At 55.2% G+C, this 25,763-nt stretch carries 27 protein-coding genes and 1 pseudogene; 2 read left to right on the top strand and 26 right to left on the bottom strand.

Going from position 1 to position 25,763, the window contains the following annotated elements; genetic code table 11:
• Positions 1–18: 18 nt before the first annotated feature.
• From B9K09_RS14710 to ccmA, 10 genes are all read right to left on the bottom strand, one after another.
• Positions 19–342: a hypothetical protein gene (locus B9K09_RS14710; protein WP_157699361.1), complete on the bottom strand. Its 324-nt coding sequence runs from the start codon at positions 340–342 to the stop codon at positions 19–21.
• On the bottom strand, positions 339–1,565 hold the full coding sequence (ccmI, locus tag B9K09_RS14715; protein ID WP_087517520.1) for a c-type cytochrome biogenesis protein CcmI: 1,227 nt from the start codon (positions 1,563–1,565) through the stop codon (positions 339–341). Before ccmI ends, B9K09_RS14710 begins: the two co-directional genes overlap by 4 nt.
• On the bottom strand, positions 1,565–2,056 hold the full coding sequence (locus B9K09_RS14720; RefSeq protein WP_087517521.1) for a cytochrome c-type biogenesis protein: 492 nt from the start codon (positions 2,054–2,056) through the stop codon (positions 1,565–1,567). Before B9K09_RS14720 ends, ccmI begins: the two co-directional genes overlap by 1 nt.
• Positions 2,053–2,589 (bottom strand): DsbE family thiol:disulfide interchange protein, encoded by a 537-nt coding sequence (locus tag B9K09_RS14725; RefSeq protein ID WP_087517522.1) that lies wholly within the window; start codon positions 2,587–2,589, stop codon positions 2,053–2,055. Before B9K09_RS14725 ends, B9K09_RS14720 begins: the two co-directional genes overlap by 4 nt.
• The gene (locus B9K09_RS14730) at positions 2,586–4,559 is read right to left on the bottom strand and encodes a heme lyase CcmF/NrfE family subunit (protein ID WP_087519117.1); all 1,974 of its coding nucleotides are present in this window, start codon (positions 4,557–4,559) and stop codon (positions 2,586–2,588) included. The genes B9K09_RS14725 and B9K09_RS14730 overlap by 4 nt, the downstream gene beginning before the upstream one ends.
• Before the next feature lie 11 nt (positions 4,560–4,570).
• Positions 4,571–5,029 carry a cytochrome c maturation protein CcmE gene (gene ccmE, locus B9K09_RS14735; protein WP_087517523.1) on the bottom strand — a complete coding sequence of 153 codons (459 nt, stop codon included), beginning with the start codon at positions 5,027–5,029 and terminating at the stop codon, positions 4,571–4,573.
• Positions 5,026–5,202, bottom strand: coding sequence for a heme exporter protein CcmD (gene ccmD, locus B9K09_RS14740; RefSeq protein WP_087517524.1), 177 nt, complete (start codon positions 5,200–5,202; stop codon positions 5,026–5,028). Before ccmD ends, ccmE begins: the two co-directional genes overlap by 4 nt.
• Positions 5,199–5,957, bottom strand: a complete 759-nt coding sequence (locus tag B9K09_RS14745) for a heme ABC transporter permease (RefSeq protein WP_087519118.1) — start codon at positions 5,955–5,957, stop codon at positions 5,199–5,201. Before B9K09_RS14745 ends, ccmD begins: the two co-directional genes overlap by 4 nt.
• 72 nt (positions 5,958–6,029) lie before the next feature.
• Entirely contained in the window at positions 6,030–6,701 is a 672-nt protein-coding gene (gene ccmB / locus B9K09_RS14750) for a heme exporter protein CcmB (protein WP_087517525.1), read from the bottom strand.
• Positions 6,698–7,333 (bottom strand): cytochrome c biogenesis heme-transporting ATPase CcmA, encoded by a 636-nt coding sequence (ccmA, locus tag B9K09_RS14755; RefSeq protein ID WP_087519119.1) that lies wholly within the window; start codon positions 7,331–7,333, stop codon positions 6,698–6,700. Before ccmA ends, ccmB begins: the two co-directional genes overlap by 4 nt.
• A gap of 360 nt (positions 7,334–7,693) precedes the next feature.
• Between ccmA and B9K09_RS14760 the strand changes: the two genes are divergently transcribed.
• Both B9K09_RS14760 and B9K09_RS14765 read left to right on the top strand, forming a co-directional pair.
• Positions 7,694–9,238, top strand: a complete 1,545-nt coding sequence (locus B9K09_RS14760) for a flagellar hook-length control protein FliK (RefSeq protein ID WP_087517526.1) — start codon at positions 7,694–7,696, stop codon at positions 9,236–9,238.
• The gene (locus tag B9K09_RS14765) at positions 9,235–9,543 is read left to right on the top strand and encodes an EscU/YscU/HrcU family type III secretion system export apparatus switch protein (RefSeq protein WP_087517527.1); all 309 of its coding nucleotides are present in this window, start codon (positions 9,235–9,237) and stop codon (positions 9,541–9,543) included. Before B9K09_RS14760 ends, B9K09_RS14765 begins: the two co-directional genes overlap by 4 nt.
• On the opposite strand, the pseudogene B9K09_RS14770 reads toward B9K09_RS14765, so the two are convergent.
• From B9K09_RS14770 to flhB, 16 genes and pseudogenes are all read right to left on the bottom strand, one after another.
• A pseudogene (locus B9K09_RS14770) lies at positions 9,540–9,996 on the bottom strand (rhodanese-like domain-containing protein). The gene B9K09_RS14765 and the pseudogene B9K09_RS14770 sit on opposite strands and share 4 nt — an antisense overlap.
• Positions 9,997–10,144: 148 nt before the next feature.
• On the bottom strand, positions 10,145–10,549 hold the full coding sequence (locus tag B9K09_RS14775) for a DUF2802 domain-containing protein (protein WP_087519120.1): 405 nt from the start codon (positions 10,547–10,549) through the stop codon (positions 10,145–10,147).
• Between the two features lie 3 nt (positions 10,550–10,552).
• A complete protein-coding gene (locus B9K09_RS14780; RefSeq protein WP_087517528.1) occupies positions 10,553–11,032 on the bottom strand; it encodes a chemotaxis protein CheW in 480 nt (159 codons plus the stop codon).
• Between the two features lie 53 nt (positions 11,033–11,085).
• Positions 11,086–11,940: a CheW domain-containing protein gene (locus tag B9K09_RS14785; RefSeq protein ID WP_087517529.1), complete on the bottom strand. Its 855-nt coding sequence runs from the start codon at positions 11,938–11,940 to the stop codon at positions 11,086–11,088.
• A gap of 87 nt (positions 11,941–12,027) precedes the next feature.
• Complete coding sequence (locus tag B9K09_RS14790) at positions 12,028–12,816, bottom strand: ParA family protein (protein WP_087517530.1); 789 nt, start codon at positions 12,814–12,816, stop codon at positions 12,028–12,030.
• Positions 12,817–12,870: 54 nt separating this feature from the next.
• Positions 12,871–13,737, bottom strand: a complete 867-nt coding sequence (gene motD / locus B9K09_RS14795) for a flagellar motor protein MotD (RefSeq protein WP_087517531.1) — start codon at positions 13,735–13,737, stop codon at positions 12,871–12,873.
• An 11-nt stretch (positions 13,738–13,748) separates the two neighbouring features.
• Positions 13,749–14,489, bottom strand: coding sequence for a flagellar motor protein (locus B9K09_RS14800; RefSeq protein ID WP_087517532.1), 741 nt, complete (start codon positions 14,487–14,489; stop codon positions 13,749–13,751).
• Entirely contained in the window at positions 14,489–15,661 is a 1,173-nt protein-coding gene (gene cheB, locus B9K09_RS14805) for a chemotaxis response regulator protein-glutamate methylesterase (RefSeq protein ID WP_087517533.1), read from the bottom strand. The genes B9K09_RS14800 and cheB overlap by 1 nt, the downstream gene beginning before the upstream one ends.
• A gap of 43 nt (positions 15,662–15,704) precedes the next feature.
• Positions 15,705–17,954, bottom strand: coding sequence for a chemotaxis protein CheA (locus B9K09_RS14810; protein ID WP_087517534.1), 2,250 nt, complete (start codon positions 17,952–17,954; stop codon positions 15,705–15,707).
• A 12-nt stretch (positions 17,955–17,966) separates the two neighbouring features.
• A complete protein-coding gene (locus B9K09_RS14815; RefSeq protein WP_087517535.1) occupies positions 17,967–18,755 on the bottom strand; it encodes a protein phosphatase CheZ in 789 nt (262 codons plus the stop codon).
• A 19-nt stretch (positions 18,756–18,774) separates the two neighbouring features.
• Positions 18,775–19,149, bottom strand: coding sequence for a chemotaxis response regulator CheY (locus B9K09_RS14820; RefSeq protein ID WP_177345177.1), 375 nt, complete (start codon positions 19,147–19,149; stop codon positions 18,775–18,777).
• Positions 19,150–19,297: 148 nt separating this feature from the next.
• A complete protein-coding gene (fliA, locus tag B9K09_RS14825; RefSeq protein WP_087517536.1) occupies positions 19,298–20,044 on the bottom strand; it encodes an RNA polymerase sigma factor FliA in 747 nt (248 codons plus the stop codon).
• Positions 20,041–20,871, bottom strand: a complete 831-nt coding sequence (gene fleN / locus B9K09_RS14830; RefSeq protein ID WP_177408670.1) for a flagellar synthesis regulator FleN — start codon at positions 20,869–20,871, stop codon at positions 20,041–20,043. The genes fliA and fleN overlap by 4 nt, the downstream gene beginning before the upstream one ends.
• A 113-nt stretch (positions 20,872–20,984) precedes the next feature.
• Positions 20,985–22,283, bottom strand: coding sequence for a flagellar biosynthesis protein FlhF (gene flhF, locus B9K09_RS14835; protein WP_087519122.1), 1,299 nt, complete (start codon positions 22,281–22,283; stop codon positions 20,985–20,987).
• Between the two features lie 55 nt (positions 22,284–22,338).
• A complete protein-coding gene (flhA, locus tag B9K09_RS14840) occupies positions 22,339–24,468 on the bottom strand; it encodes a flagellar biosynthesis protein FlhA (RefSeq protein ID WP_087517537.1) in 2,130 nt (709 codons plus the stop codon).
• A gap of 150 nt (positions 24,469–24,618) precedes the next feature.
• Entirely contained in the window at positions 24,619–25,755 is a 1,137-nt protein-coding gene (gene flhB / locus B9K09_RS14845; RefSeq protein WP_087517538.1) for a flagellar biosynthesis protein FlhB, read from the bottom strand.
• Positions 25,756–25,763: the final 8 nt, after the last annotated feature.

The raw sequence follows: 25,763 nt of genomic DNA on the forward strand, positions 1-25,763 counted from the left end.
CGTTCTTAACCCACGCAACTACTTGGCATAATGTCGGAACAGGCCCGGTGGTACTTCGCTGCTATCGGCTGCCTGCCAAGGCCCATTGGCATTTAACCCCCAACTCCAGCCGTTGCTCCAACGATAGAAGGTGCGCTCGCGGTAATACAGGTCGCGAGCTCCATCAACCGAATACACGCCCAACGCTGGCACCCAATGGCTTTGCGCGCCGGGAGGCGGTGCATAACGTGGGTGCGACGGCTTCACGGGTAAGTCGCTAACTTGCGTGCCGGGGCCGTGAGTGGAGCAACCAGACACCAGCAGCAGTGCTGCTAGCGCGGTACAACACAACCCATTTCTCATTGTGCGTTGCCCTCGGCACTGTCGATCGTCAGTTGCTGCACGTCATCACTATTGCTGGCAACTGCTTTTGGTTGCGCAACCCATTCGCCTTGCGTGGCATTGCCACTGCGCGAGATACGCGCAACGAGTTGCACCTGGTCAAAGCCAGAGATTTTCAACTGCGGCATCATTGCATCAGCGTCTGACAGGCTAACTTCGACCGGTAGATCAGCCACCGTGACACGTTTAACCGCCAGCGGCATTGGCGGACCAGACACCGCGCGAGCAAAGATGAAGACGCTATCGCTCGGCTGCACTTTATCTTTCAGTGCTGCGGCCAACCCGACCTTGACCTTAAGCTTATGATCAGTACTTGCAGCAGCGGTGTCTGGGGCTGGAGCTACAGAACTGGCCGCTGCAGCGTCAGGATCAAGCTCGCTACGCGCACGTTCGATACCGCCCTGAATAGCCTGGCGCGATGGATCGTTCTCAGGCAATACAGCGACCAGTTTCTCCCACGAATCGACAGCATCCTGGAAACGACCTTGCTCGAAAGCGGCAATACCTAGCAAGCCAAGGCTGGTCACCTCTTCGGGGTCCGCCTGCAAGGCTTCGTCGGTCAGGCTTTGCAGCTGCGGTGACCATTGTTTGTCTCCAGCAAAATAGATCGCCTGCGCCCACTGACCGAGCAAAGCAGGATCTCGCCCAGCCAGATCAACCGCTTTCTCGAAGGCCTTCGCAGCCTCAGCAGCACGCTCCTGGGCCATATAAGTACGACCCAGGAAAAACCAGGCCTCAGCTGAGTCAGGATTTTCCTTGACCGCCGTCTCAAGGCGTTCGGTCATGGCTTCGATGGTTTGCGGCTGGTCGGCAAAGGCGAGGGTTTGCTCGACCTGATCAATCGCGCCCCAGTGCATATACATGCCATAGCCAAGCAGAGGCATCAACAGCGCCATAGTCAATGGCACCTTGCTTCCCAACACACGGGTTTTGCCCTTGCTCGTCTCAGTATCGGACAACAACTCACGGGAGGCTTCATCGCGGCCATCGCGCATTTGCTCGGCGGTCAGTACACCGGCAGCAAGCTGCGTTTCCAGCTCCTTGATTCGCTCTTGGTAAAGCGTCACGTTCAACGCAGTACGGTCTTCTTCGGCCTGAAATTTACGAGCGCGCACGACAGGAATCAGCAGAAACCCCAAGGCAGCCAATATCAACAGGCCAGCACATAGCCAAAATTCAATCATCAGTCTTTCTTATCCACAGGCGCTTGATTTAGTAAGGCAGCCAGACGTTGCTGCTCGTTGCTTGAGAGGCCTTCGTAGCGTTCGTTCTTTTGTCGACGCTTACGCAGCACAATCACTCCCAGCAGAATGAAACCACCAATTAGCAGGCCAGCAGGGCCGTACCACAACACAAGGGTGCGCACAGTTACCGGCGGGTTGTACAAAACGAAATTGCCGTAACGGGCGACCAGATAATCAATGATCTGCTGATCGCTCTGCCCGCCTTCGATCTGCTTATAGATCTCGGCGCGCAGATCCAACGCAATCGGCGCGTCAGAATCGGCAATGTTCTGGTTCTGACACTTAGGGCAACGCAACTCCTCGGTCAGAGTGCGATACCGCTGGCGCTCGGCCTCGGTTTTAAACTCGTAGGTATCGATGGCTGCATGGGCAACACCGATCAGGGTCAAACCTAGCAACAGCACTGCGAAAGTTCGACGTAATCCGATCATGGCTTGGCCTCGTCGACCATGGCCTGATAAAGCGGCGCGAGCTTATCGCGCCAGACATTGTCATCAATCACCCCAACGAACTTGTGGCGAATGATGCCGTCTTTATCGACCAGGAACGTTTCCGGCGCGCCATACACCCCCAGATCAACCCCCAGCGAGCCTTTGGCATCACTGATATTGAGCTGATATGGATCGTGAAACTCTTTAAGCCACTTTTGCGCGTCAGCATTGTCATCTTTGTAGTTGATGCCGTAGATATTCACGCCCAACTTGGCAATTTTATTCAGCACCGGGTGCTCGACCCGACACGAAATGCACCAGGTTGCCCAGACATTAACCAGAGCGGGCTTGCCCTTTATATCGGCAAGGGTGATGGTTTTACCGTCTTCCACCGACGGCAGTGAAAATGCGGGGAACGGCTTGTCGATCAACGCCGAAGGCAGCTCCGATGGGTCGAGAAACATGCCCCGATACAGAACCACTGCCATCGCCAGAAACAGCGCCAAGGGTAACAGCAGAATCAGTCGCTTCATGCCGTTGCTCCCGCCATATTCAGTGCATCACGCACTCGCGTGCGCACTTTCACCCGGTAGCGCTTATCCATCGCAGCCAGCAGACCACCCAGGCCCATCAGCAGCGCGCCCAGCCAAATCCAGCGCACGAATGGCTTGATGTGTACCCGCACAGCCCAAGCACCATCTTCCAGCGGCTCACCCAAGGCCACGAACACGTCGCGGGTGAAGCCGGCATCAATCGCCGCCTCGGTCATCATCGACTGCTGCACCGTGTAGAAACGTTTTTCCGGGTGCAATACAGCGATTTGCTGACCGTCTTCCAGCACGCGCATAGTGCCGCGGTCGGCGCTGAAGTTAGGCCCTTCACGATGCTTCGAGCCTTCAAAGACAAACTGATAGGCCCCCACTTCAACCTGGTCGCCCGGCGCCATGCGCATATCACGCTCAAGGTTGCCAACGCTGGTAAGGACTACACCCAAGGCACACACAGCCATGCCAAAGTGTGCCAACTGCATCCCCCAATAGCTGCGGGTCAGGTCGCGCATACCTTTGAACAAACCCTTGTTGCGGGTTTTATCAAAAATGTCACGCACACCGGCCAACACCACCCAAGCGGCCAACATGCACACAGCCATGACGCCCCAGTTGAAGTCACCGAAAGCAAAAGCGGCAATAACGCCAAGCGTCACGCTGCCGAGCAGCACCGGCAGCAGCATGCTCAGCAGCCATTTGACTGGGGTGTTTTTCCAGCGCACCAGCACACCAATAGCGATAACCGCCATCAGCAGGCCCATTAACGGCACAAACAGCGCGTTGAAGTACGGTGGACCGACTGACAACTTGGCCCCAGTCAACGCATCCAGCACCAGAGGATACAAAGTACCGAGCAGGATCATGGATGCAGCAACTACCAGAATCAGGTTATTCGCCAGCAGCAAAGTCTCACGCGACCACAGCGCGAAGCCAACCTGGCTTTTAACCACCGGCGCACGCATCGCAAACAGTGTCAGCGAGCCACCAACCACCAACAGCAAGAACGCCAGAATGAATACACCACGCTCCGGGTCGCTGGCGAAGGCGTGTACTGACGTAAGCACACCGGAACGGACCAGAAAGGTGCCGAGCAAGCTCAGGGAGAATGCGGCAATAGCCAACAACACCGTCCAGCTCTTGAACACGCCACGTTTCTCAGTGACCGCCAGCGAGTGGATTAACGCGGTGCCAACCAACCACGGCATAAACGAAGCGTTTTCTACCGGGTCCCAGAACCACCAGCCACCCCAGCCAAGCTCGTAGTAGGCCCACCATGAACCCAGTGCGATACCTACACCGAGAAAAGCCCAGGCAATAATGGTCCAAGGCCGCGACCAACGTGCCCAAGCAGCATCCAGCTTGCCGCCCAGCAGCGCCGCAATGGCGAAAGAGAATGCTACGGAAAAGCCGACATAACCCATATAGAGCATTGGCGGGTGGATGATCAAACCAAAGTCTTGCAACAACGGATTAAGGTCGCGACCGTCAGTTGGCATATTTGGCAGCAAGCGGGCGAACGGGTTTGAGGTAACGATCAGGAACAGCAGGAAGCCAACGCTGATAATGCCCATCACGCCAAGCACACGCGCCAACATCTCTTCCGGCAGTTGCCGCGAGAAGATCGAAACAGCAAAGGTCCAACCGCCCAGAATCAACGCCCAAAGCAACAGTGAGCCTTCATGCGCGCCCCAAACAGCGCTGAACTTGTAGTACCAAGGCAAAGCGCTGTTGGAGTTGCTGGCGACGTAACGCACCGAGAAGTCGTCGACCATAAAGGCGTAGGTCAAGCAGGCGAATGAAAACAGCAGAAACGCAAACTGGCCCCAGGCTGCGGGTTGCGCCAGGCTCATCCATTGATGATCACCACGCCATGCCCCAATCATTGGCAACGTGGCCTGCACAATGGCCATACACAACGCCAGAATCATCGCCAAATGGCCGAGCTCTGGCACCATCAACATGGCACTCATGCGCCCCCCTCCTTGCCTTCAGGTTTCAGCTTGCCGCTTTCTTCAAGCGCTTTAGTGACTTCAGGCGGCATGTATTTCTCATCATGCTTGGCCAGAACTTGGTCGGCGATCAACACACCATCGGCATTGAGCTTGCCAAGCGCAACGATGCCCTGCCCTTCACGAAATAAGTCCGGAAGGATGCCGCGATAACGAATGGGTACGCTCTTGGCAAAATCGGTGACTAAAAACTCGACTTCCAACGAATCTGCTGAGCGCTTGAGCGAACCTTCCGTGACCATGCCGCCCGCACGAATTCGTGCATCCTGCGGCGCCTCGCCATTGGCGATCTGCGTCGGCGTATAGAACAGATTGATATTTTCCTTCAAAGCTGACAGCGCCAGACCCACTGCAATCGCCACTCCAGCGACCAGTGCGAGGATGATATACAGGCGTTTTTTACGAACCGCGTTCACGATTTGTTCTCCCGGCGCAACCGACGCGCCTCGTTTTGCAGATAGCGCCGTTTGGCGAGAATTGGCAGGGCAATGTTGAGGGCAAGTACCGCAAACGTGATGCCGTAAGCAGACCACACATAGGCACCGTGGCCACCCATGACGATGAAGTCACTGAATGATGCGAAGCTCATGAGCGCACCTCCAGCAGCCGGCTAACTTCAGCTTTAGCCCATGCGCTGCGCGACTCACGCTTGAGTACCTCGATGCGCATCCGCACCAGCACCAGCACGATAAACAGGCAGTAGAAACCCAGTACCGACAGCAGCAGCGGCATCCACATTTCGGCGCTCATGCTGGCTTTACCGGTAATTTTGAAGGTTGCTGGCTGGTGCAAGGTACTCCACCACTCAACCGACTTCTGGATAATCGGGATATTCACCGCACCGACCAACGCCAGTACCGCACAAGCTTTGGCTGCGCTGTCACGGTTGCTAATAGCTTGGCTCAGCGCTATCACGCCAAAATACAGAAACAGCAGGATCAGCATCGACGTCAAGCGTGCATCCCACACCCAATACGTACCCCACGTCGGCTTACCCCAGATAGCACCGGTTACCAGCGCGATAAAGCACAGCCAAGCCCCCACCGGCGCGGCTTGTTGCAAGGCGACGTCGGCGATCTTCATCTTCCAGATCAAGCCAACCGCACCAGCAAGCGCCATGGTCAGATAACAGGCTTGGGCGAGAAATGCCGCAGGCACGTGAATGTAGATAATTCGGTAGCTATCACCTTGATAGCGCTCAGGCGGGGCGAATACCAACCCCCAAACCAGACCCGTGACCAGTAATACCGCTGCAGCAGCGATCAGCCACGGTAGCCAGCGACCACTGATCTCATAAAACCATTTGGGCGAACCCAGTTTGTGAAACCATGTCCAGTTCATCAGGTTACTCATCAGTTCTTCAGTCAGCCACTGCATGCTCAGCACGGTGGCAACTTATCTTTATAGTTACAACGTCTACTCAGCCACGCTTATGCGCAGACCCGCGGCAATGGCAAACGGGCTGAACGTAACCGCCAACGCAGTCAAACACGCCATCCATAACAAGTGCCCTACTGCTGGCAAACCCTGCAAGCTGGCCTGTAACGCACCGCTGCCAAGAATCAGCACCGGGATATACAAAGGCAAAATCAATAATGCCAGCAGCAAGCCACCGCGCTTGAGGCCAACCGTCAATGCTGCCCCGACCGCACCCAGCAAGCTCAACACCGGGGTGCCAAGCAACAGTGAAATCAGTAACACGGGTATGCAGTGACTCGGCAGACCTAACATAAGCGCCAACACTGGAGACAAAATGACCAGTGCTAAGCCCGAGAATGCCCAGTGTGCCAGCACCTTGGCCAAAACCAGAAGAGCCAAGGGGTGCGACGAAAGGACCCACTGTTCAAGTGAGCCATCTTCAAAATCACTGCGGAAAAGCCCGTCCAGCGAGAGCAGCACTGCCAATAAGGCCGCTACCCACACCAGTCCCGGTGAAAGGGTTTGCAACAATTGAGCTTCGGGCCCGACGGCCAAGGGGAACAAGGCAATCACAATGGCGAAGAAAACCAGCGGATTCGCCAGCTCAGCCGGGCGGCGAAACAGCAAGCGGGCTTCACGTGCCACCAACAGGGTAAATACGTTTCTCATACGCTACCCAACCCTAACTCAAGCACACGATAGCCCTGTGGCTTAAGCGACAAAGTGTGGTGCGTAGTCATGACCACAAGCCCGCCCTTCTCGCAATGCGCAGCCAAGTGCGCCTCAAGCTGGGCGACGGCGGCGAGATCAAGTGCGGTAAAGGGTTCATCAAGAATCCATAGCTCGGGGCCCGGCAAATACAAACGGGCCAAACCGACACGGCGCTGCTGGCCAGCAGACAAGGTATGACAAGGCACATCTTCATAGCCGCGCAGCCCGACAGCATCCAGCGCCTGTAAGATCTGTGCGCGTTCGACCGGCTGGTGCAGCGCACAGAGCCAGGTGAGATTTTCTTCTGGCGTGAGTAAGCCCTTGATGCCGGCAGCGTGGCCAATCCAGAGTAATTTACCCGTAAGCTCGGCGCGCTGTTTGTCCAATGCACAGCCATACAGATGAACTTCACCTGCAGTGGGTTGCATCAGCCCGGCTAAAAGTCGCAGCAAACTGGTTTTTCCACTACCGTTTGGACCCGCAACCTGGAGTAATTCGCCGGGAACCAGAGACAGTTCAAGATGCTCAAAAAGCATGCGCCAATCGCGCTCACAGGCGAGCGACTTGGCTTCAAGAATTGGGCTGATCACAGCATTTTTACCTAATAAATGATTCAAGGTGGCAGCATTCCAGCCGCTATATAGTCAAGCATGCGGGCCTAAGAAGCCTTTACAAAGGTAGCGAGCTACGGGAATGCAAGGCATACAAGATGCGAAAAAGTGCCTAAATGAGCATTTCATTCGCATCGCTCACCCTTCGGAGCAACAGCGATGGCTGCCACAGTAATGGCTGCCATACTACTCATACGTTCATCCTGAGGGCTGGGAGCAGTTTTTAACCAAGCAATACTCAAGGCAGTACTTTGGCAGAGGTTCCAGTCTAGCGGCGGCATTATACATGCCTCGCTTAACTCCTCGCAGTTGGCTTTTCGACAGGGTGTAACTCGTATCATGAGCGAAATAAGCAGCAACCGACCATTACCTGCCATACCGGCGAGTAACCGCCCAAGCTCGGTGGCTAGCGACATGGCTGTAAAGCTACTACAGCCACTTGAAGGCCTACTGGCCAAAGGTGAAAGCGCCACAGCCGAGGTCATCAGCCTCAAACAAGTCGCTCAAAGCTTTCAGCTAATGCTCAAGCTAACCATGGGAAATGGCCGTCAGACGACGCTTGAGGCAAGCAGTAATCGTCCCATCGCCCAAGGCACTGCCCTGACGGTTACCGGATTAACAGACAGCAAGCTGCTGGTGGCCCTGCTAGCAGGTGGCGACAAGCCGCTTAAACGCCTTGATCTCAATCAGATACCGGCCGGCACGCTGATCCAGGGCAAAGTGCTCAGCTCCGAGCAAATAGCCCAGAGCAAAGCCCAGCATGCGATATACAAAGTATTGGTCAGCCTTCTCAACACCTCGTTGGCAGGTAGCAAGCTGGCAATCGAAACGCCCCTGTCCCTAAAACCGGGCAGCCTACTTAGCGCGCAGGTAATGGGTAACCAATCGCTCAACCTGCTTCCGTTGAGCGGGCGCCTTGATCAGCTTGTGCTTAATCAACAATTGCAAAGCCAACACAACAGCCAAGGGTCGTTGCAGGGGTTATTCAAGTCTTTGCAGGGCATGAGCGAGCGGGCTGATATTCCCAGCGGGGTACGCACCAGCATCGATAAATTAATCGGCGCCTTGCCTGATGGTCAGCAGCTCAGTGACGCCAAAGGACTGAGCAAGGCACTGGAAAACAGCGGTGCATTTCTCGAAAGCAAACTGCTTAGCCCCCAAACCGGCGCCCTGCCAACGGATCTCAAAGCCAACCTGCTCAAGCTGATAAGCCAGTTGCAACTCAATCTACCGACTCAAGGTGCAGTGCCCGGGGCTGCGGCCGGCGCGATTATGGCCCAGTCACTGCCGGCCTTGGCGCGTAACCTGCTGGGTAATATCAATCAAAACAGTAGCAAACAGCAGGCGCTCAACTTTCCGTTGCCAACCAGACTCTTGCAAGCACTCAGTGAAGATGGCGACCTTGAAACCCTGCTCAAGCTTGCTGCTGCTGCGGTGTCTCGTTTACAAACCCATCAACTGTCCAGTTTGGCGCAGAGCCAGGTGGGGCCAGATGGCAATATTCTCACCACCTGGCAGCTGGAACTACCGATGCGCAACCAGCAAGAGCTGGTACCGGTGCAGTTAAAAATCCAGCGTGATGAGCCACAGAAATCTGCCGCCCAAGAGCAAAAGGATATGCTTTGGCGGATTGACCTGGCCTTCGACCTGGAACCGCTAGGCCCAGTACAAGTACAAACACAACTGGCACGCGGATGCCTGTCGAGCACTCTCTGGGCCGAACAGCCGAGCACCGCGAAGTTGATCGACAGTGAGCTGGTGAATTTACGTCAGCGCCTGGTTGATGCAGGGCTGCAGGTCAGTGATCTGTCCTGCGCACAAGGCACGCCACCGCAGGGCCCGAAAACTGCTTTGCAACAACGCTGGGTAGACGAAACCGCATGACTAAACCAAGCACGCCCCGCCAAGCCATCGCTCTAAGCTATGACGGCCAACAAGCACCGACACTCAGCGCCAAAGGTGACGATGAATTAGCCGAGGCAATTTTAGCCATAGCCCGTGAGTACGAGGTGCCCATTTATGAGAACGCCGAATTAGTCCGCCTACTCGCGCGCATGGAGCTTGGCGACAGCATTCCTGAGGAATTGTACCGTTGCATTGCCGAAATCATAGCCTTCGCCTGGCACCTCAAAGGCAAATGCCCCGCAGGCTTTAACGCAGGCCAGTCGGATTCACTGCATGAGGTTTAATCGGTCGCGCGTCTTAACCCGCCTGACAACGCGTAAAGCGGTGATTCATCACTCGCACCCTTATCCAGCGGGAAGTCGAGCAACTGCCATGCAAAGTAACCACTGCGGAAAAAGTACACCTGCGTGTAGCCCCAGTTAACTGCCTTGCGCACAGCTTCAGCACTGCGCGGGCTTAAATCACTGTCGCAATAAACAACCAAGAGTGTGTCGCGTGAGATCCTGGCTGTCGCCAAGTCAGAAAACCCCTTGTCGACATCCAGATGCGCCGCGCACATGCCCCCACGACCACTCACGCTGAGGGCGCACATCAACAAAAATTGCGCCTTGCTCATAGAGGATTCGCGCTTGCAGGACATCAACCGTCTTCGCGCCCGAAACGTCTTCTGGCACTTGCTGGGCGACAACAGGACTGCTCAAGCCAAAAAGCAGCAATACCGTCAGTAATCTAGCCATCACAGATTCCCGTTGCCCTCAGATACTAAAAGCTTAGGTAGCTCAGGACCAAGGCTAGGAACGTTTTACCTGGCAATACATCACCTTAAGAACTTGCGACGCTATAAAGCGTGGTTCAAGCAAAGGCTTATGACGGTATGAGGGAAGGTTAAACCTGATTCGGTTTAGCCTGGTGCAACTTGCTGACCAGTTCGGCCTCAGCTTTGCTCAGGCCGCACGACTGCGTGAGATCATCAACACTGGCACCCAGACCGACCAGGCGGGCGGCTTGAGTGAAGGACAAGTTAGCCGGGTCGCGCTGTTCCATTTGGCTAACTTTGTCTGGCAGCGGCGCCACTGTTTGGCGCAGCTCATGTAATTCCTCACCCATGCGAATACTGCCGGTGAGGTAGGTGTCCAAGCGTTTGCTCAGCTCTTTGATCCGCACATCACGCGCGGCATCGCGTTCGACCTGCAGGGCAACTGTGCTCTTGAGCTGAGAATGCAGCCACACGCAGGCGCCAATCAGCGCTACGCTGATCAGGGCCAATACCACCAGTGCAGCTTCAAGCATCATTCAAATTGACTCCAGATCCGACCACTCTTCTTCAGTCATCATCTTGTCCAACTCAACCAGAATCAGCAACTCGCCATTCTTGTTGCACACGCCCTGAATGAACTTGGCGGACTCATCATTACCCACATTGGGCGCCGTCTCGACCTCAGACTGACGCAGGTAAACAACTTCAGCAACACTGTCGACCAGAATACCGACAACTTGCTTGTCTGCCTCGATAATCACCACGCGGGTGTTATCGGTAATATCTGCGGGAGCCAAGCCAAAGCGTTGACGGGTGTCGATCACCGTTACCACGTTGCCACGCAGGTTAATAATACCTAAGACGTAGCTTGGCGCACCTGGGACCGGAGCGATCTCCGAATAACGCAGCACTTCCTGCACCTGCATCACGTTAATGCCGTAACTTTCGTTATCCAGGCGGAATGTGACCCATTGCAGGATTGGATCCTCAGCACCTTGAGCAGAGTTTTTATTCATATTCCTAGCCTCTTGGATAATCGATTGCGAGTCATTGCCCGCTTAAAAATAAGTTAGTGAACGTGCCCATCGGCAAGGCGTTTAGCCCCGCCACTGGTAATCAATTCAGCCAAAGCCGAGACGTCGAGCAAGGCACACATATGTTCAATCACCGTGCCTGCCAACCATGGCCGCTGCGAGCGTTGGCTGCGCCATTTAACTTCATTCGGTTCGAGACGAATCGAGCGGCTAACCTGATGCACGGCCAGCCCCCACTCGTAACCCTGAACCGAAATGACAAATTGCAGGCCTTGGCGGAAGTCATCGCGATAACGATCTGGCATGACCCAGCGTGCTGTGTCGAGCACCTTAAGGTTGCCAGCCTGACAAGGCAAAATACCCAAAAACCAGTCCGGCTGACCAAACAGTGGCGTCAGATCATGGCCTTCGAGTGGATAAATAGAGCCAAGACACACCAGCGGCACTGCCAGGGTTAAGCCCGCGACATCGAACAGCAGGCATTCGAAGGGCTCCTGAGCCCACTGCGGACGCCCATCTTCAGCCAGCGTAGGTACAAACGGTGCACTGGACGATGGACTGTTCAGGTCAACAATAGGCTCGACAATCGATACCGGCGGTTCTGGGGCCAATGCTTCTGGCAACTCAAGCAGTGCAACTGGCGCTAAAGGCTCAGGCTGCACAGTTGGAGTTTCAATAACAGTTTCCGCCACCGGCTGCGGCTCAGGCGCCAACGTCAGCAGCGGCTGTGGCGCCGGGGTGGCGTCACGCTGTTGCTCTTCACGAACGGCAGCTTCGAACTCATCCAGACTGACGCTGCTCGCCAACTCCAGCGACGCGTCCTGAAGCAAGCTGTCCAAATAGGACTGCAGCGCCAGTTGTGGACGTGTAGTGGTGGCAGGACCGGTCATAGTGAATATCCGCAGAAAGAATCTGTAGCCTTTATCGGCAGCAGTCCAGTCAGACTTGAGCGGCAGTTTGCAAAAAATGGCGACATATCAAGCCACCTGCGCAGACAACTGATGCGCCAGCAAATGCTTAAGCAGGGCACGGTAAGCCAAGGTTCCACGGCTTTTCGAGTCGAACTGAGAAGGCGTCTGCCCTGCCCGGCTGGCATCACGCAGACGCGTATCGACAGGGATATAGGCTTGCCACAAATTATCCGGGTAGCTATTGCGCAGCAAGCGCAAGGTCGACATCGACGCCTGGGTACGCCGATCAAACAAGGTCGGCACAATGGTATACGGCAGCGCCTGTTTACGTGACCGGTTGATCATCGCCAGCGTGCTGACCATGCGCTCCAGGCCTTTAACCGCGAGAAACTCTGTTTGCACCGGGATCACTAACTGCTGGCTGGCGGCCAAGGCATTGACCATCAACACGCCGAGCAAGGGCGGACTGTCGATGATTGCGTAGTCATAGTCGCCCCAGAGCTGGGTCAGCGCCTTCGAGATGACCAGACCTAAACCACTCTTCCCCGGCGACTGGCGTTCCAGCGTGGCCAGTGCGGTGCTTGATGGCAGCAAGGCAATTTGCTCATGACTGGTCGGCAAGAGTAACTGTTTAGGCAAGCCAGCGGGCACCACGCCTTGATGCAAAAACAAATCATACGAGCTGTGCGCGAGACTATCCGGGTCGTGGCCGAAATAGCTTGTCATTGAGCCGTGAGGGTCGAGATCGACCACAATCACACGCTTACCGGCATCAGCCAAAAGACCTGCCAGTGCGATGGATGTGGTGGTCTTACCGACCCCACCTTTTTGATTGGCTACTGCCCAAACTCTCATTCTGCTCTTCCGCCCGCTGCAGGAATTACCTGAGCTGGATCTAATGTCGCCTGATCAGTTCGGCGACGGTGATTTGACGGCGCCGGATTGCGGCGTCTGAACTACGGCTGATGGTGCAGGTTGCGTGCCAGCGTTTCGCAGCACACTGTCGGGCTGCGCCCGAGCACTGCCAACGCCATTAATGCTGCGGCGCACATCAAGGTTACGCGAGATTACCAAAACCACCCGACGGTTTCGCGCCCGGCCTTCGCTGGTGGTGTTATCGGCCACTGGCTGAAACTCGCCATACCCCACAGAAGCCATACGCGATGGGTTGACCCCATCAATCGCGAGCATCCGCACCACACTTGCAGCCCGCGCTGCGGACAGCTCCCAATTACTCGGAAATTGCGCGGTACGGATCGGTTGGTTGTCGGTGAAACCTTCGACGTGAACCGGGTTGCCGTAGGGTGCCAAAATCTTGGCAACCTTCTCGACAATATCGAAGGCGGCATCACGTGGTAACGCATCGCCACTGGAAAATAGCAGGCTCGAACTCAGCTCAATTTCAATCCACAACTCATTGCCGCTCACCTTCAACTGGTCACTGGCAATCAGCTCGCCAAATGCTGCAGTAATGCTGTCAGAGATGTTTTTCAAAGAGTCTTCTGGTGCTTGCGTTTGCTCCTCATCAACCATCGAGCGATCAGGCTCAGTGGTTCTTGGCCGCTCCTCGCCTACGGGAATTGGCTTGATTGAGCGATCCGGCTGATTGAACACGCCGGTCAGGGTTTCCGAAAGTATCTTGTACTTGCCTTCATTGATCGATGAGATCGAATACATCACCACAAAAAAAGCGAACAACAGGGTGATGAAGTCGGCGTACGAGACTAGCCAGCGCTCATGGTTTTCATGCTCTTCCTGATGACGACGACGGGCCATGTCTCACTCCACTAATCCATGAAACCTTGCAGTTTCAGTTCAATGGAGCGCGGATTCTCACCTTCGGCAATCGACAATATACCTTCGAGGATCATCTCGCGATAACGCGTCTGGCGCAGGGCAACTGCTTTGAGCTTGTTGCCGATTGGCAGCAACAGTAAATTGGCAAAGCCAACGCCATAGATTGTCGCAACAAACGCGACGGCAATTCCGCTACCCAACATACTGGGGTCGGCCAAATTGCCCATCACATGGATCAAGCCCATCACCGCACCGATGATGCCGATGGTCGGTGCATAACCGCCCATGCTTTCAAATACCTTGGCGGCCTGGATGTCTTGACTCTCTTTGGTGTACAAGTCAACCTCAAGCACACTGCGAATCGACTCAGGTTCGGCACCATCTACCAGCAACTGCAGGCCTTTGCGAGCATAGGGGTCAGCCTCAAGATCAGCCACTGACTCAAGCCCGAGCAAGCCTTCTTTACGGGCCACCAGGCTCCAATTGACTACGCGATCAATACCACCAGCCAAATCGATTCGTGGCGGGAAGATGATCCAACGAACGATCACCAACGAGCGCTTGAAAACATTCATCGGAGCCTGCAAAAACGCAGCACCTAAAGTGCCACCAATCACAATAAGCGCTGCGGGACCATTAAGCAGCGCTGCTGCATGGCCGCCCTCAAGATAGTTGCCACCTAAAATAGCGACAAACGCCAGGATGATCCCGATCAGGCTCAATACATCCATTACATGCACGCCTGGGTGATATACCGACCGATGTCATCCAGCGGGTAGACAGCATCTGTCAGGTTGGCTTTAACCACCGCCATGGGCATGCCATAGATCACGCAACTGGCTTCATCCTGCGCCCACACCTGGCTACCACTTTGCTTGAGCAGACGCGCGCCTTCGCGACCATCAGCGCCCATGCCGGTGAGTACCACCGCCAGCACTTTGTCCTGATAAGTACGCGCCGCCGAGCCGAAGGTAATGTCGACACAGGGCTTGTAATTAAGTCGCTCATCACCCGGTAGAATCCGCACGGAACCACGGGCATCAATCATCATTTGCTTGCCGCCGGGCGCTAGCAAAGCCAGGCCCGGACGTAACAAGTCGCCGTCCTCAGCTTCTTTAACGTTAATCCGGCACAGCTTGTCCAAGCGCTCGGCAAAGGCTTTGGTGAACGCCGCTGGCATGTGCTGGATCAGCACAATGGGTGCAGGGAAATTTGCTGGCAACTGACTGAGCACACGCTGTAACGCCACCGGACCGCCAGTTGATGTGCCTATCGCTACGAGTTTATAGGCCCGATGCTTCGGCGCGGCGCTGCTGGTATGGCTCGCAGCATGAGTACTGCCATGACTCGCGGCATGCGTGGTTGCAGGTTTTGCTGTTTCTACAGGCGTTCGTGCAGTTGTTGCTAACGGCGTTGTAGTTCGCCTGGGCAAGGGTGTTGCAGGGGGCGTAGACGTTCCGCTGGGAGTGGATGCAGCCGGTGGCGCCGAACTGAGACTGCGCCTGTTGCTGCGAGCAATCGTGTGGACTTTCTCGCAGAGCAACTGGCGAACCTTGTCCGGATTACGTGAAATATCCTCAAAGTTCTTCGGCAGGAAATCAACCGCACCCGCATCCAGCGCATCCAGCGTAACGCGAGCGCCTTCATGGGTCAGTGAGGAAAACATCAGTACCGGGGTCGGGCAACGCTGCATGATGTTACGCACTGCCGTGATGCCATCCATCATCGGCATTTCGTAATCCATGGTAATCACATCAGGCTTAAGATTTTGCGCCTGATCAATCGCTTCACGGCCATTGGTTGCCGTACCGATTACCTGAATATTCGGGTCTGAAGAAAGGATTTCAGAGACTCGACGACGGAAAAAACCGGAGTCATCTACTACCAATACTTTTACAACCATTCGAGCTCCTTAACTGCGCAGCTTGAAACTGCGCAGGCGACAGTCACATGCGGCGTGCGTAATGCTTGAGCATGCTCGGCACATCGAGAATCAGCGCAATACGCCCGTCACCCGTGATGGTCGCACCCGACATACCAGGCGTGCCTTGAAGCATCTTGCCAAGCGGTTTGATCACCACCTCTTCCTGCCCCACCAACTGATCAACCACAAAGCCGATACGCTGGCTGCCGACCGTCAGAATCACCACATGCCCCTCACGCTGTTCTTCATGCGCAGCGCCTTTAACCAGCCAGCGCTTGAGGTAGAACAATGGCAACGCCTTTTCACGTACCACCACGACTTCCTGCCCGTCTACGACATTGGTACGCGACAAGTCGAGATGGAAGATCTCGTTAACATTGACCAGCGGAAAGGCAAAAGCCTGATCCGCCAACATGACCATCAACGTCGGCATGATGGCCAAGGTCAGCGGCACTTTAATGACGATCTTCGAGCCCTGGCCTTTAACCGAGAACACGTTAACCGTACCGTTCAACTGAGAGATTTTGGTCTTCACCACGTCCATGCCGACACCACGGCCGGAGACGTCGGATATCTCGGTTTTAGTCGAGAAGCCAGGTGCGAAGATCAAGTTATAGCATTCAAATTCGTTGAGACGATCTGCGGCGTCTTTTTCCAGCAGGCCTTTTTCAACAGCCTTGGCACGCAGCACATCGGCGTCCATTCCCTTGCCGTCGTCAGTGATCATCAACAGAATATGATCACCCTCTTGCTCGGCAGACAACACCACCTTACCGCCACGCGCCTTGCCCGCAGCTTCACGCTCATCGGGTGACTCAATGCCGTGGTCAACCGCATTGCGCACCAAGTGCACCAGCGGATCGGACAGCGCCTCAACCAGGTTCTTATCGAGGTCGGTTTCTTCACCGACCAACTCCAGGCTGATCTCTTTTTTCAGGTTACGCGCAAGATCGCGAACCAAGCGCGGGAAGCGGCCAAAAACCTTCTTGATTGGCTGCATGCGGGTTTTCATCACCGCGGTCTGCAAATCTGCCGTGACCACATCAAGATTGGATACCGCTTTGCCCATCGCTTCATCGTTGCTGCTGACACCCAAACGAACCAAACGGTTACGCACCAGTACCAGCTCACCGACCATGTTCATGATCTCGTCAAGCCGCGCAGTATCAACCCGAACCGTAGTTTCTGCCTCGCTGGCTTGAGCCGCTTTCTCAGGTGCGGGTGCAGGCGTCGAGGCTTTCGCCGGCGCAGCTTTAGCGACTGCAGCGGCTACTTGGACTGGTTGCACGTCTGACCCCGAAACCTTGGCAGCAGGCTCAGTAAATTTGCCCTTGCCGTGAAGCTCATCGAGTAGCGCTTCAAATTCGTCGTCACTGATTTCGTCACCGCTAACCGCTGGCGGAGAAACCTGGGCAACGACGTCTGCAGCGGCGGCAGGCGCAGCGACTTCGGGAGCAACGAACTGACCTTTGCCGTGCAATTGATCGAGCAGCGCCTCAAATTCATCATCAGTGATTTCATCACCGCTGTGAGCTGCGGCAGGCGTTCCTGCGGCAGCCGATGCTGTGGCAGGCGCCCCAGCACCTGATGCTTCTGGCGCAGCTGCATCCTCGCCGACAGCAAACTGACCTTTACCGTGTAACTGGTCTAGCAGCGACTCAAACTCATCATCAGTGATCTCATCACTGGCCGCAGGTGTGTCAACCTGCGGCGGAGTACCGTCAAGCGCATCAAGCAACTGCTCAAATTCACTGTCGGTAATGTCGGCAGGCGACCCTGCGCCAGGCGATCCTGCTGTAGGCGATGCTGTGGCAGGCATCCCTGTGGCAGGCGGTGCGGCAGCAGCCGGCGCACTAGCAACCGTGGCAGCAGGAGCAGCAGCTGTGGGTTCGGCTAGCTGAGCCAATGCGGCGAGTAACTCAGGGGTCGCAGCAGTTGGTTTGGCGCCTTCACGCACCTCACTGAACATGCCGTTGACCGCGTCAAGCGCTTCGAGCACAACGTCCATCAACTCCGAATCGACTCGACGTTCGCCTTTACGCAATATATCGAAGACGTTTTCAGCAATATGGCAGCACTCCACCAGCTCATTAAGCTGGAGAAACCCGGCACCGCCTTTAACTGTGTGAAATCCCCGAAAAATCGCATTGAGCAGATTCATATCATCCGGGCGGCTTTCAAGCTCAACCAACTGCTCGGATAATTGTTCGAGTATCTCGCCGGCCTCTACCAGAAAGTCCTGGAGAATTTCTTCATCGGCGCCGAAGCTCATAGGGTCGTGCTCCTAAAATCCCAAACTGGACAACAGATCGTCGACGTCATCTTGACTAGATGCGACGTCATCAAGCTTATCGGCATGAATCTGCGGACCTTCACCCTGAGATGGATTTTTTTCTTGTTGTTTTTCTGCACGCAATGCTTCTTGGTCATGTTCGATGCCCGCATAGCGGTCAACCTGGGTGGCCATTAGCATCAATTTGAGCAAGTTGCTCTCAACTTCAGTCACCAGTTGGGTGACACGCTTGATCACCTGACCGGTTAGGTCCTGATAATCCTGAGCCAACAAAATATCGTTCAGATGACCCGACAGCTTGCCACTGTCACGCTCGCTATTAGCCAGAAACAACTCAACTCGTTTGGCCAGCTCACGGAAATCCTCAGCGCCCATCTCGCGGCGCATGAAACGCCCCCAGTCGGCACTCAGGCTTTGTGCTTCAGTACGAATATCGTTAACCAGCGGCGCACTTTGCTCGACCAGATCCATGGTTCGATTGGCCGCATCTTCGGTCATCGTCACCACGTAATTGAGGCGTTCAGTTGCGTCGGTAATTTGCGAAACTTCAGTTGCATGCGGTAAACGCGGATCAAGCTGGAAGTTGACGATTGCGCTGTGTAGCTCGCGAGTCAGCTTGCCGACTTCATGGTAAAGACCACGGTCGCGCACTTTATTAAGTTCATTGATGACCTGAACCGCATCGCCAAAGTTGCCGCTCTCAAGGCTATCAAGCAATTGGCGAGCATTACTTTTCAGCGTCGACTCAAACTCACCCGCTTGGGAATCATCGTGTTCCATAACAACCTCACCGCAGACATCAGCCGTTTACACGCTCAAAGATTTTTTCTATCTTTTCTTTCAGCACCTGAGCAGTGAATGGCTTCACCACGTAGCCATTCACACCGGCTTGAGCTGCCTCGATGATCTGGTCACGTTTGGCTTCAGCGGTCACCATCAGTACCGGCAACTGTTTCAAACGTTCATCCGCACGCACTGCACGCAACAGATCAATACCGGTCATGCCAGGCATGTTCCAGTCGGTCACCAGAAAGTCGAAACTGCCGCTTTGCAGCATCGGCAATGCGGTTGTGCCGTCATCGGCTTCAGCAGTGTTGGTAAACCCCAAGTCACGCAGGAGGTTTTTGATAATGCGGCGCATCGTTGAAAAGTCATCAACGATGAGGATCTTCATGTTCTTGTCCAAGTCGACCTCCGTACATTCCCCAGCGCATTCAGCAACCTGAATGCACCCTATAATCGTGAAACCGGCCTGGCTGGGCGCCTAGGAATCCCTAGAGCTGCGCCCCGCTATACAAGGTTTTCAGTATCTGACTACACACTTATCTGGCTCGCCACTCACCTAAACGCGCGCGCAAACGAGCGGCGCATTGGCTATGTAACTGGCTAACCCGAGACTCACTCACCCCTAACACTTCACCGATTTCCTTGAGGTTGAGCTCTTCGTCGTAATACAACGAAATCACCAGTTGCTCACGCTCTGGCAGGTTGCCGATTGCATCCGCAAGCGCTGCCTGGAAGCGTTCTTCCTCAAATTCACGTGAAGGCCCGGATTGACTGTTACTGACATCCTCATGCAGGCCGCTGTTTTCACCGTCCTCAAGCAGGTCGTCAAAACTGAATAAGCGGCTGCCCAAAGTGTCGCCAAGAATGCCGTAGTAATCTTCGAGACTCAATTGGAGTTCGGCAGCAACTTCGTGATCTTTAGCGTCACGACCTGTTTTTGCCTCAATTAATCGAATTGCATCACTGACCATGCGGCTATTGCGATGCACAGAACGCGGAGCCCAATCGCCCTTGCGCACCTCATCCAGCATTGAGCCACGGATGCGAATACCGGCAAAGGTCTCGAAACTCGCGCCTTTTGAGCCGTCGTACTTTTTTGAAGCTTCAAGCAAGCCGATCATTCCGGCTTGAATCAAATCATCGACCTGAACATTCGCTGGCAAGCGCGCCAACAGGTGGTAGGCAATTCGCTTAACCAGTGGCGCATAACGTTCGATTAGCTGATGTTGCAAGTCTTTACCTTGCGTTTTGCTATACATTCGAAGTCCCGACGCCGTTGTCATGCCGGCGTGTCAGTAGCGGGTTGTTGCACCAAGCGCTCGACAAAAAACTCCAGATGCCCGCGTGGGTTTGCGGGTAATGGCCAGGTGCAGACCTTCTGGGCAATTGCTCGAAACGCTGCGGAGCATTTTGATCGTGGAAAGGCTTCAAAAACCGCACGTTGTTTCTGCACTGCTTTGCGCACCGACTCGTCATAAGGCACGGTGCCAACGTACTGCAAGGCAACGTCGAGAAACCGATCCGTTACCTTACTCAGTTTAGCGAACAGATTTCGCCCTTCTTGCGGGGTGTGCGCCATATTGGCCAACACACGGAAACGGTTCATACCGTAATCGCGATTAAGCAACTTGATCAATGCATAGGCGTCAGTAATCGAGGTTGGCTCATCACAAACCACCACCAGCACCTCTTGGGCGGCGCGCACGAAGCTGACGACTGAATCGCCGATCCCGGCGGCAGTATCAACAATCAGCACGTCGATATTTTCACTGATATCGCTAAACGCCTGAATCAGGCCAGCGTGCTGCATCGGTGTTAATTGCACCATGCTTTGCGTGCCTGAAGCGGCTGGCACAATACGGATACCGCATGGCCCCTGGATTACCACGTCACGCATGTCGCATTCGCCACTGATGACATCTGCCAGCGTGCGCTTTGGGGTAAGCCCGAGCAGTACATCAATGTTGGCAAGACCCAAGTCAGCGTCCATCAACATGACGCGTCGGCCCTGCTCCGCCAAAGCCATCGCTAGATTGACGGACACGTTGGTTTTACCAACCCCTCCCTTACCGCCAGTAACAGCTATTACTTGAACTGGATGCATAGCCATTTAATTACGCTCCTTGTTCGCGTTAGCCAGGTGCACATTATCCACTGTGCGCCAGCTAAGATGAACACGCCCAGCTTGCATACAAGCTGGGGAAAAATTCATGGGGTACTGCATCAGCTCGCCCGTTTAGCCGGTTGTTGGTGAAGGCCCGCAAAGACGTCAGCCATGGTGTCCTCACTCGGCTCTTCCTGAGCTTGGAGACCCACTGCGCGGCTGACCAACTGATGGCTGCGCGGCAACTGCAAATCATCCGGAATCCGCGGCCCATCGGTCACATAAGCAACCGGCAAACGCTGGCTAATCGCCAAGCCCAAAACTTCACCCATACTCGCAGCTTCATCCAGTTTAGTCAGAATACAACCCATAAGCCCACAGCGCTTGTAGCTATGATAAGCCGATTTGAGTACCTGACTTTGACTGGTTGCGGCCATAACCAAATAGTTTTTCGCATTAATCGATCGACTTGCCAAGGCTTCTAGCTGCATACGCAGCGCCGGATCATTGGCAGGCAGGCCTGCAGTATCAATTAAAACCACACGCTTGCGCATCAACGGCGTGATGACCTGAGTCAGTGACTGGCTTGGATCAACCAAAGTCACAGGCACATTGAGAATGCGGCCCAGGGTTTTCAACTGCTCCTGGGCACCAATGCGATAGCTGTCCAAGCTGACCAGCGCAATATTCTGTGCGCCAAACTTGAGTACATAGCGAGCTGCGAGCTTGGCGATTGTAGTGGTCTTGCCCATACCGGCAGGACCCACCAAGGCGATGACACCGCCATCTTCAAGCGGCTCTTGCTTAGGCACTTGAATAGCATGGGCCAAATGCGCCAGCAACATGCGCCATGCTTGACGTGGTTCACCAATATCGTTGACCCGCTCCAGCAGTGGCCGGGCGACATCGGCTGGCAAGCCCATGCGCTGCAGACGGCGCCACAGATTGGCTTGCTGAGGACGACGGCTTTGCATTTGGCCCCAGGCAATCGAGCTGAGCTGGACTTCAATCAACTCACGCAGCCCTGAAAGCTCAGAGCGCATTGCATCGATAGTGCTTTGATCAACCGCTGCAGCCGCTGCTTTGGATGAGGCACGCACGGCGATATCCAGCGGGCTTTCAACCGGTTCTAACTCGGTAAACAATTGCAGGTCTTTTGCCACCTCAGGCTCAACACGCAAAGTGAGCTCAGCATGGGCCTCAGCAATTTTTGACTGGGTTTTGCGCAGCTCGGCTTCCAATGCAGGATTTGGCTGGCGTGCCGGGGCCGCTGGAATCTGGTAATCCAACGCAGCAGTCAACTCAACTCCGCCGGCAACGCGGCGGTTACCGATGATCGACGCATCAGCGCCCAGCTCTTCACGAACCAGCTTCATGGCTTGACGCATATCGGCAGCAAAAAAGCGTTTAACCTGCATACCTGTGACCTCGGTTTTGCGGCGGCTGGACAACATCTGTGCGACTCAGCACCGCTTAATTCTGACCCACCGTCGCAACGATGGTGACCTGCTTGTTATCGGGTATTTCCTGGTAAGCCAACACATGGGCGTTGGCTACCGCCATTCGTGCAAACCGCGAGAGCATCGCCCGAACCGGTCCAGCTACCAACAGAATCACTGGCTTGCCGAGCATTTCCTGGCGTTGCGCTGCATCAATCAAAGAACGTTGCAGCTTCTCTGCCATACCCGGCTCCAGAAGAATGCCTTCTTCCGAACCTTGACCGGCCTTCTGAACACTATTTAGCAATATCTGTTCCAACCTTGGCTCCAAGGTGATCACAGGCAGCTCGGGCTCTAGTCCCACAATGCTTTGCACGATTGCACGGGATAATGAAACTCGCACCGCCGCAACCATCGCGGCGGGATCTTGACTCTTTGGCGCTACGTTGGCGATGGCCTCGGCAATGGTGCGAATATCACGCACCGGCACTTGTTCTTGCAGCAGCGCTTGCAACACCTTGAGCAAAGTCGATAGCGACACAAGCCCCGGCACCAACTCTTCAGCCAGCTTTGGTGAGCTTTTAGCCAATAACTGCATCAGTTGCTGGACCTCTTCATGGCCCAGCAGCTCATGAGCATGCTTGTGCAAGACCTGATTGAGGTGGGTGGCAACCACGGTGCTGGCATCGACCACGGTATAACCCAGCGACTGCGCCTGGTCACGCTGATTAACGTCGATCCACACGGCCTCAAGGCCAAACGCCGGATCTTTGGCGGCAATCCCATTAAGGGTGCCAAATACTTGCCCAGGATTAATCGCCAGCTCGCGATCCGGGTAAACCTCGGCTTCAGCCACGCTAACGCCCATCAAGGTCAGGCGATATGCATTTGGCTGTAGGTCAAGGTTGTCGCGGATATGCACCGAAGGCATCAGGAATCCCATCTCCTGCGACAGCTTTTTGCGTACACCCTTGATCCGCGCAAGCAACTGGCCGCCCTGGTTGCGATCAACCAGCGGTATCAGCCGGTAACCAACCTCCAGCCCAACCATATCGACAGGCATCACATCATCCCAGCCCAGCTCTTTAACGTCTTGAGCACGCTGCGCAGGCAACAGCTCTTGTTGGCGCTGAACCTCTTTAACTTCTTCCTCGTTGACTTTGCGCTGCTTGTTGGCGATCCAGTACGCAGCACCGGCAGCCACCAGACCCAGGCTGATAAAGGAGAAGTGCGGCATGCCCGGCACCAGCCCCATCGTGATCATAATCGCGGCGGCCACCGCCAACGCACGCGGCGAGGCGAACATCTGGCGATTAACCTGCGCGCCCATGTCTTCCGAACTGGAAACTCGAGTGACCATGATTGCCGCCGCAGTCGACAGCAACAGCGACGGAATCTGCGCAACCAGACCGTCACCAATGGTCAGCAGCGTGTAGACCTTGCCAGAATCAGCGAAGCTTAAGTTGTGCTGGAAAATACCGATGGCGATACCGCCAATCAGGTTGATGAAGAGAATCAGCAGACCGGCAATCGCATCACCGCGAACGAATTTGCTGGCACCGTCCATCGAGCCGTAAAAATCCGCTTCCTGAGACACTTCAGAACGACGTTTTTTTGCCTCAGCCTGCTCAATCAGCCCTGCATTGAGATCAGCATCGATCGCCATTTGCTTGCCGGGCATGGCGTCGAGGGTAAAACGCGCACTTACTTCCGAGATACGCCCAGCACCCTTGGTAACCACCACGAAGTTGATGATCATCAGGATCGCGAACACCACGATACCCACAACGTAGTTGCCGCCGATCACCACTTCACCGAAGGCTTGAATCACCTGCCCCGCTGCGGCATGCCCGTCATGACCGTGGAGCAGCACGACTCGCGTGGAGGCGACGTTAAGCGCAAGCCGCAGCAAGGTTGCCGCGAGCAGGATGGTTGGGAATACCGCGAAATCGAGCGGACGCAAGGCATAGATACTGACCAGCAGCACCACAATTGCCAAGGCGATGCTGAAGGTGAACAGCACGTCGAGCAGAAACGGCGGAATTGGCAGCATGACCATGCCAAGCATGACCAACAGCAATAACGGGATGCCCAGGTTGCCCTGGCGTAAGCCCGAAAGATTACTGCGCACGTTACCAATAATCTGTGAGTGATCTACCGCCACATCGTTACCCCAGCTGGTTCAATCTTTTGACGCAAAGGCGTCTTTAGCTGGGGTTTTGCAAGATCCCGTCCAACTTTGCCCTGCAACTGAAAATTCATTCAACTTGACTGGTTGAGCCGCTCAAAAGCGCAAAATAAACAGGTGTGTCAATCAGTCGTCACGGCGCAAATCAGGAGGAATCGGTAGATCCTTGAGCGTATCTGGACGCTTGGCCTTACCCGCCTGGTACTGGCGCAACTGGTAGACATAAGCCAGCACCTGAGCCACTGCCAAGTACAAACCTGCCGGGATTTCCTGGTCGATATCGGTCGAATAGAACACCGCCCGCGCCAGCGCCGGAGACTCCAGAAGCATGACGTCATGTTCTTTAGCGATCTCGCGAATTTTCAGCGCGGTAAAATCGCCGCCCTTGGCCAGCATCACCGGGGCATTGCCCTTGGTCGGGTCGTACTTTAACGCCACCGCAAAATGCGTCGGGTTGGTGATCACCACGTCAGCCTGCGGCACGGCCTGCATCATCCGGCGCTCGGTCATCTCACGCTGCAACTGACGAATACGCTGTTTGACCTCAGGCTTGCCCTCGCTGTCCTTGTACTCGTCGCGCACTTCTTGCTTGGTCATCTTCAGCTTTTGCTTGTTGTCCCAGATCTGGAACGGCACATCCACAGCGGCAATCACAATCAAGCCACAGGCAATCCACAACGCGCTCCAGCCCACCACTTGCGCGGCATGCATGATGGCGTTTTCCAGCGGCTCATGGGAGATGGCCAACAGCGCATCGAGGTCTGATGCCAGCACCGCGAGAGCAACAATCAAGATCACTGAAAATTTGCCCAGCGCCTTGACCAGCTCGACCAGAGCCTTGGTCGAGAACATCCGCTTAAGCCCCGCCCCCGGGTTCATCCGACTGAATTTAGGCGCCATCGCCTGCGCCGAAAACAACCAGCCACCCAAGGCAATCGGCCCCACAATCGAGGCAATCAACAAGGTTATAAACAAAGGAATCAGCGCCTCGACCGCGACCTGCCCCGCCGCCATCAGCCAGATGCCCATATTGCGCTCATCGAGAATCACTTCGCGGGGCAATGAGAAACTGCCGCGCATGACATTGAGCATGGCATTCCCCAGAGCGCCACCGCTGGCCAGCAAGCCGCCCGTACCGGCCAGCATGATTGCCAAGGTGTTGAGTTCACGCGAGCGTGCTATCTGTCCCTTGTCACGGGACTCACGCAGGCGTTTCTCCGTGGGTTCCTCGCTTTTTTCAGCGCCACTTTCGGATTCAGCCATTGATCGAC

It is taken from the genome of Pseudomonas sp. M30-35 (assembly GCF_002163625.1).
Taxonomy (GTDB): domain Bacteria; phylum Pseudomonadota; class Gammaproteobacteria; order Pseudomonadales; family Pseudomonadaceae; genus Aquipseudomonas.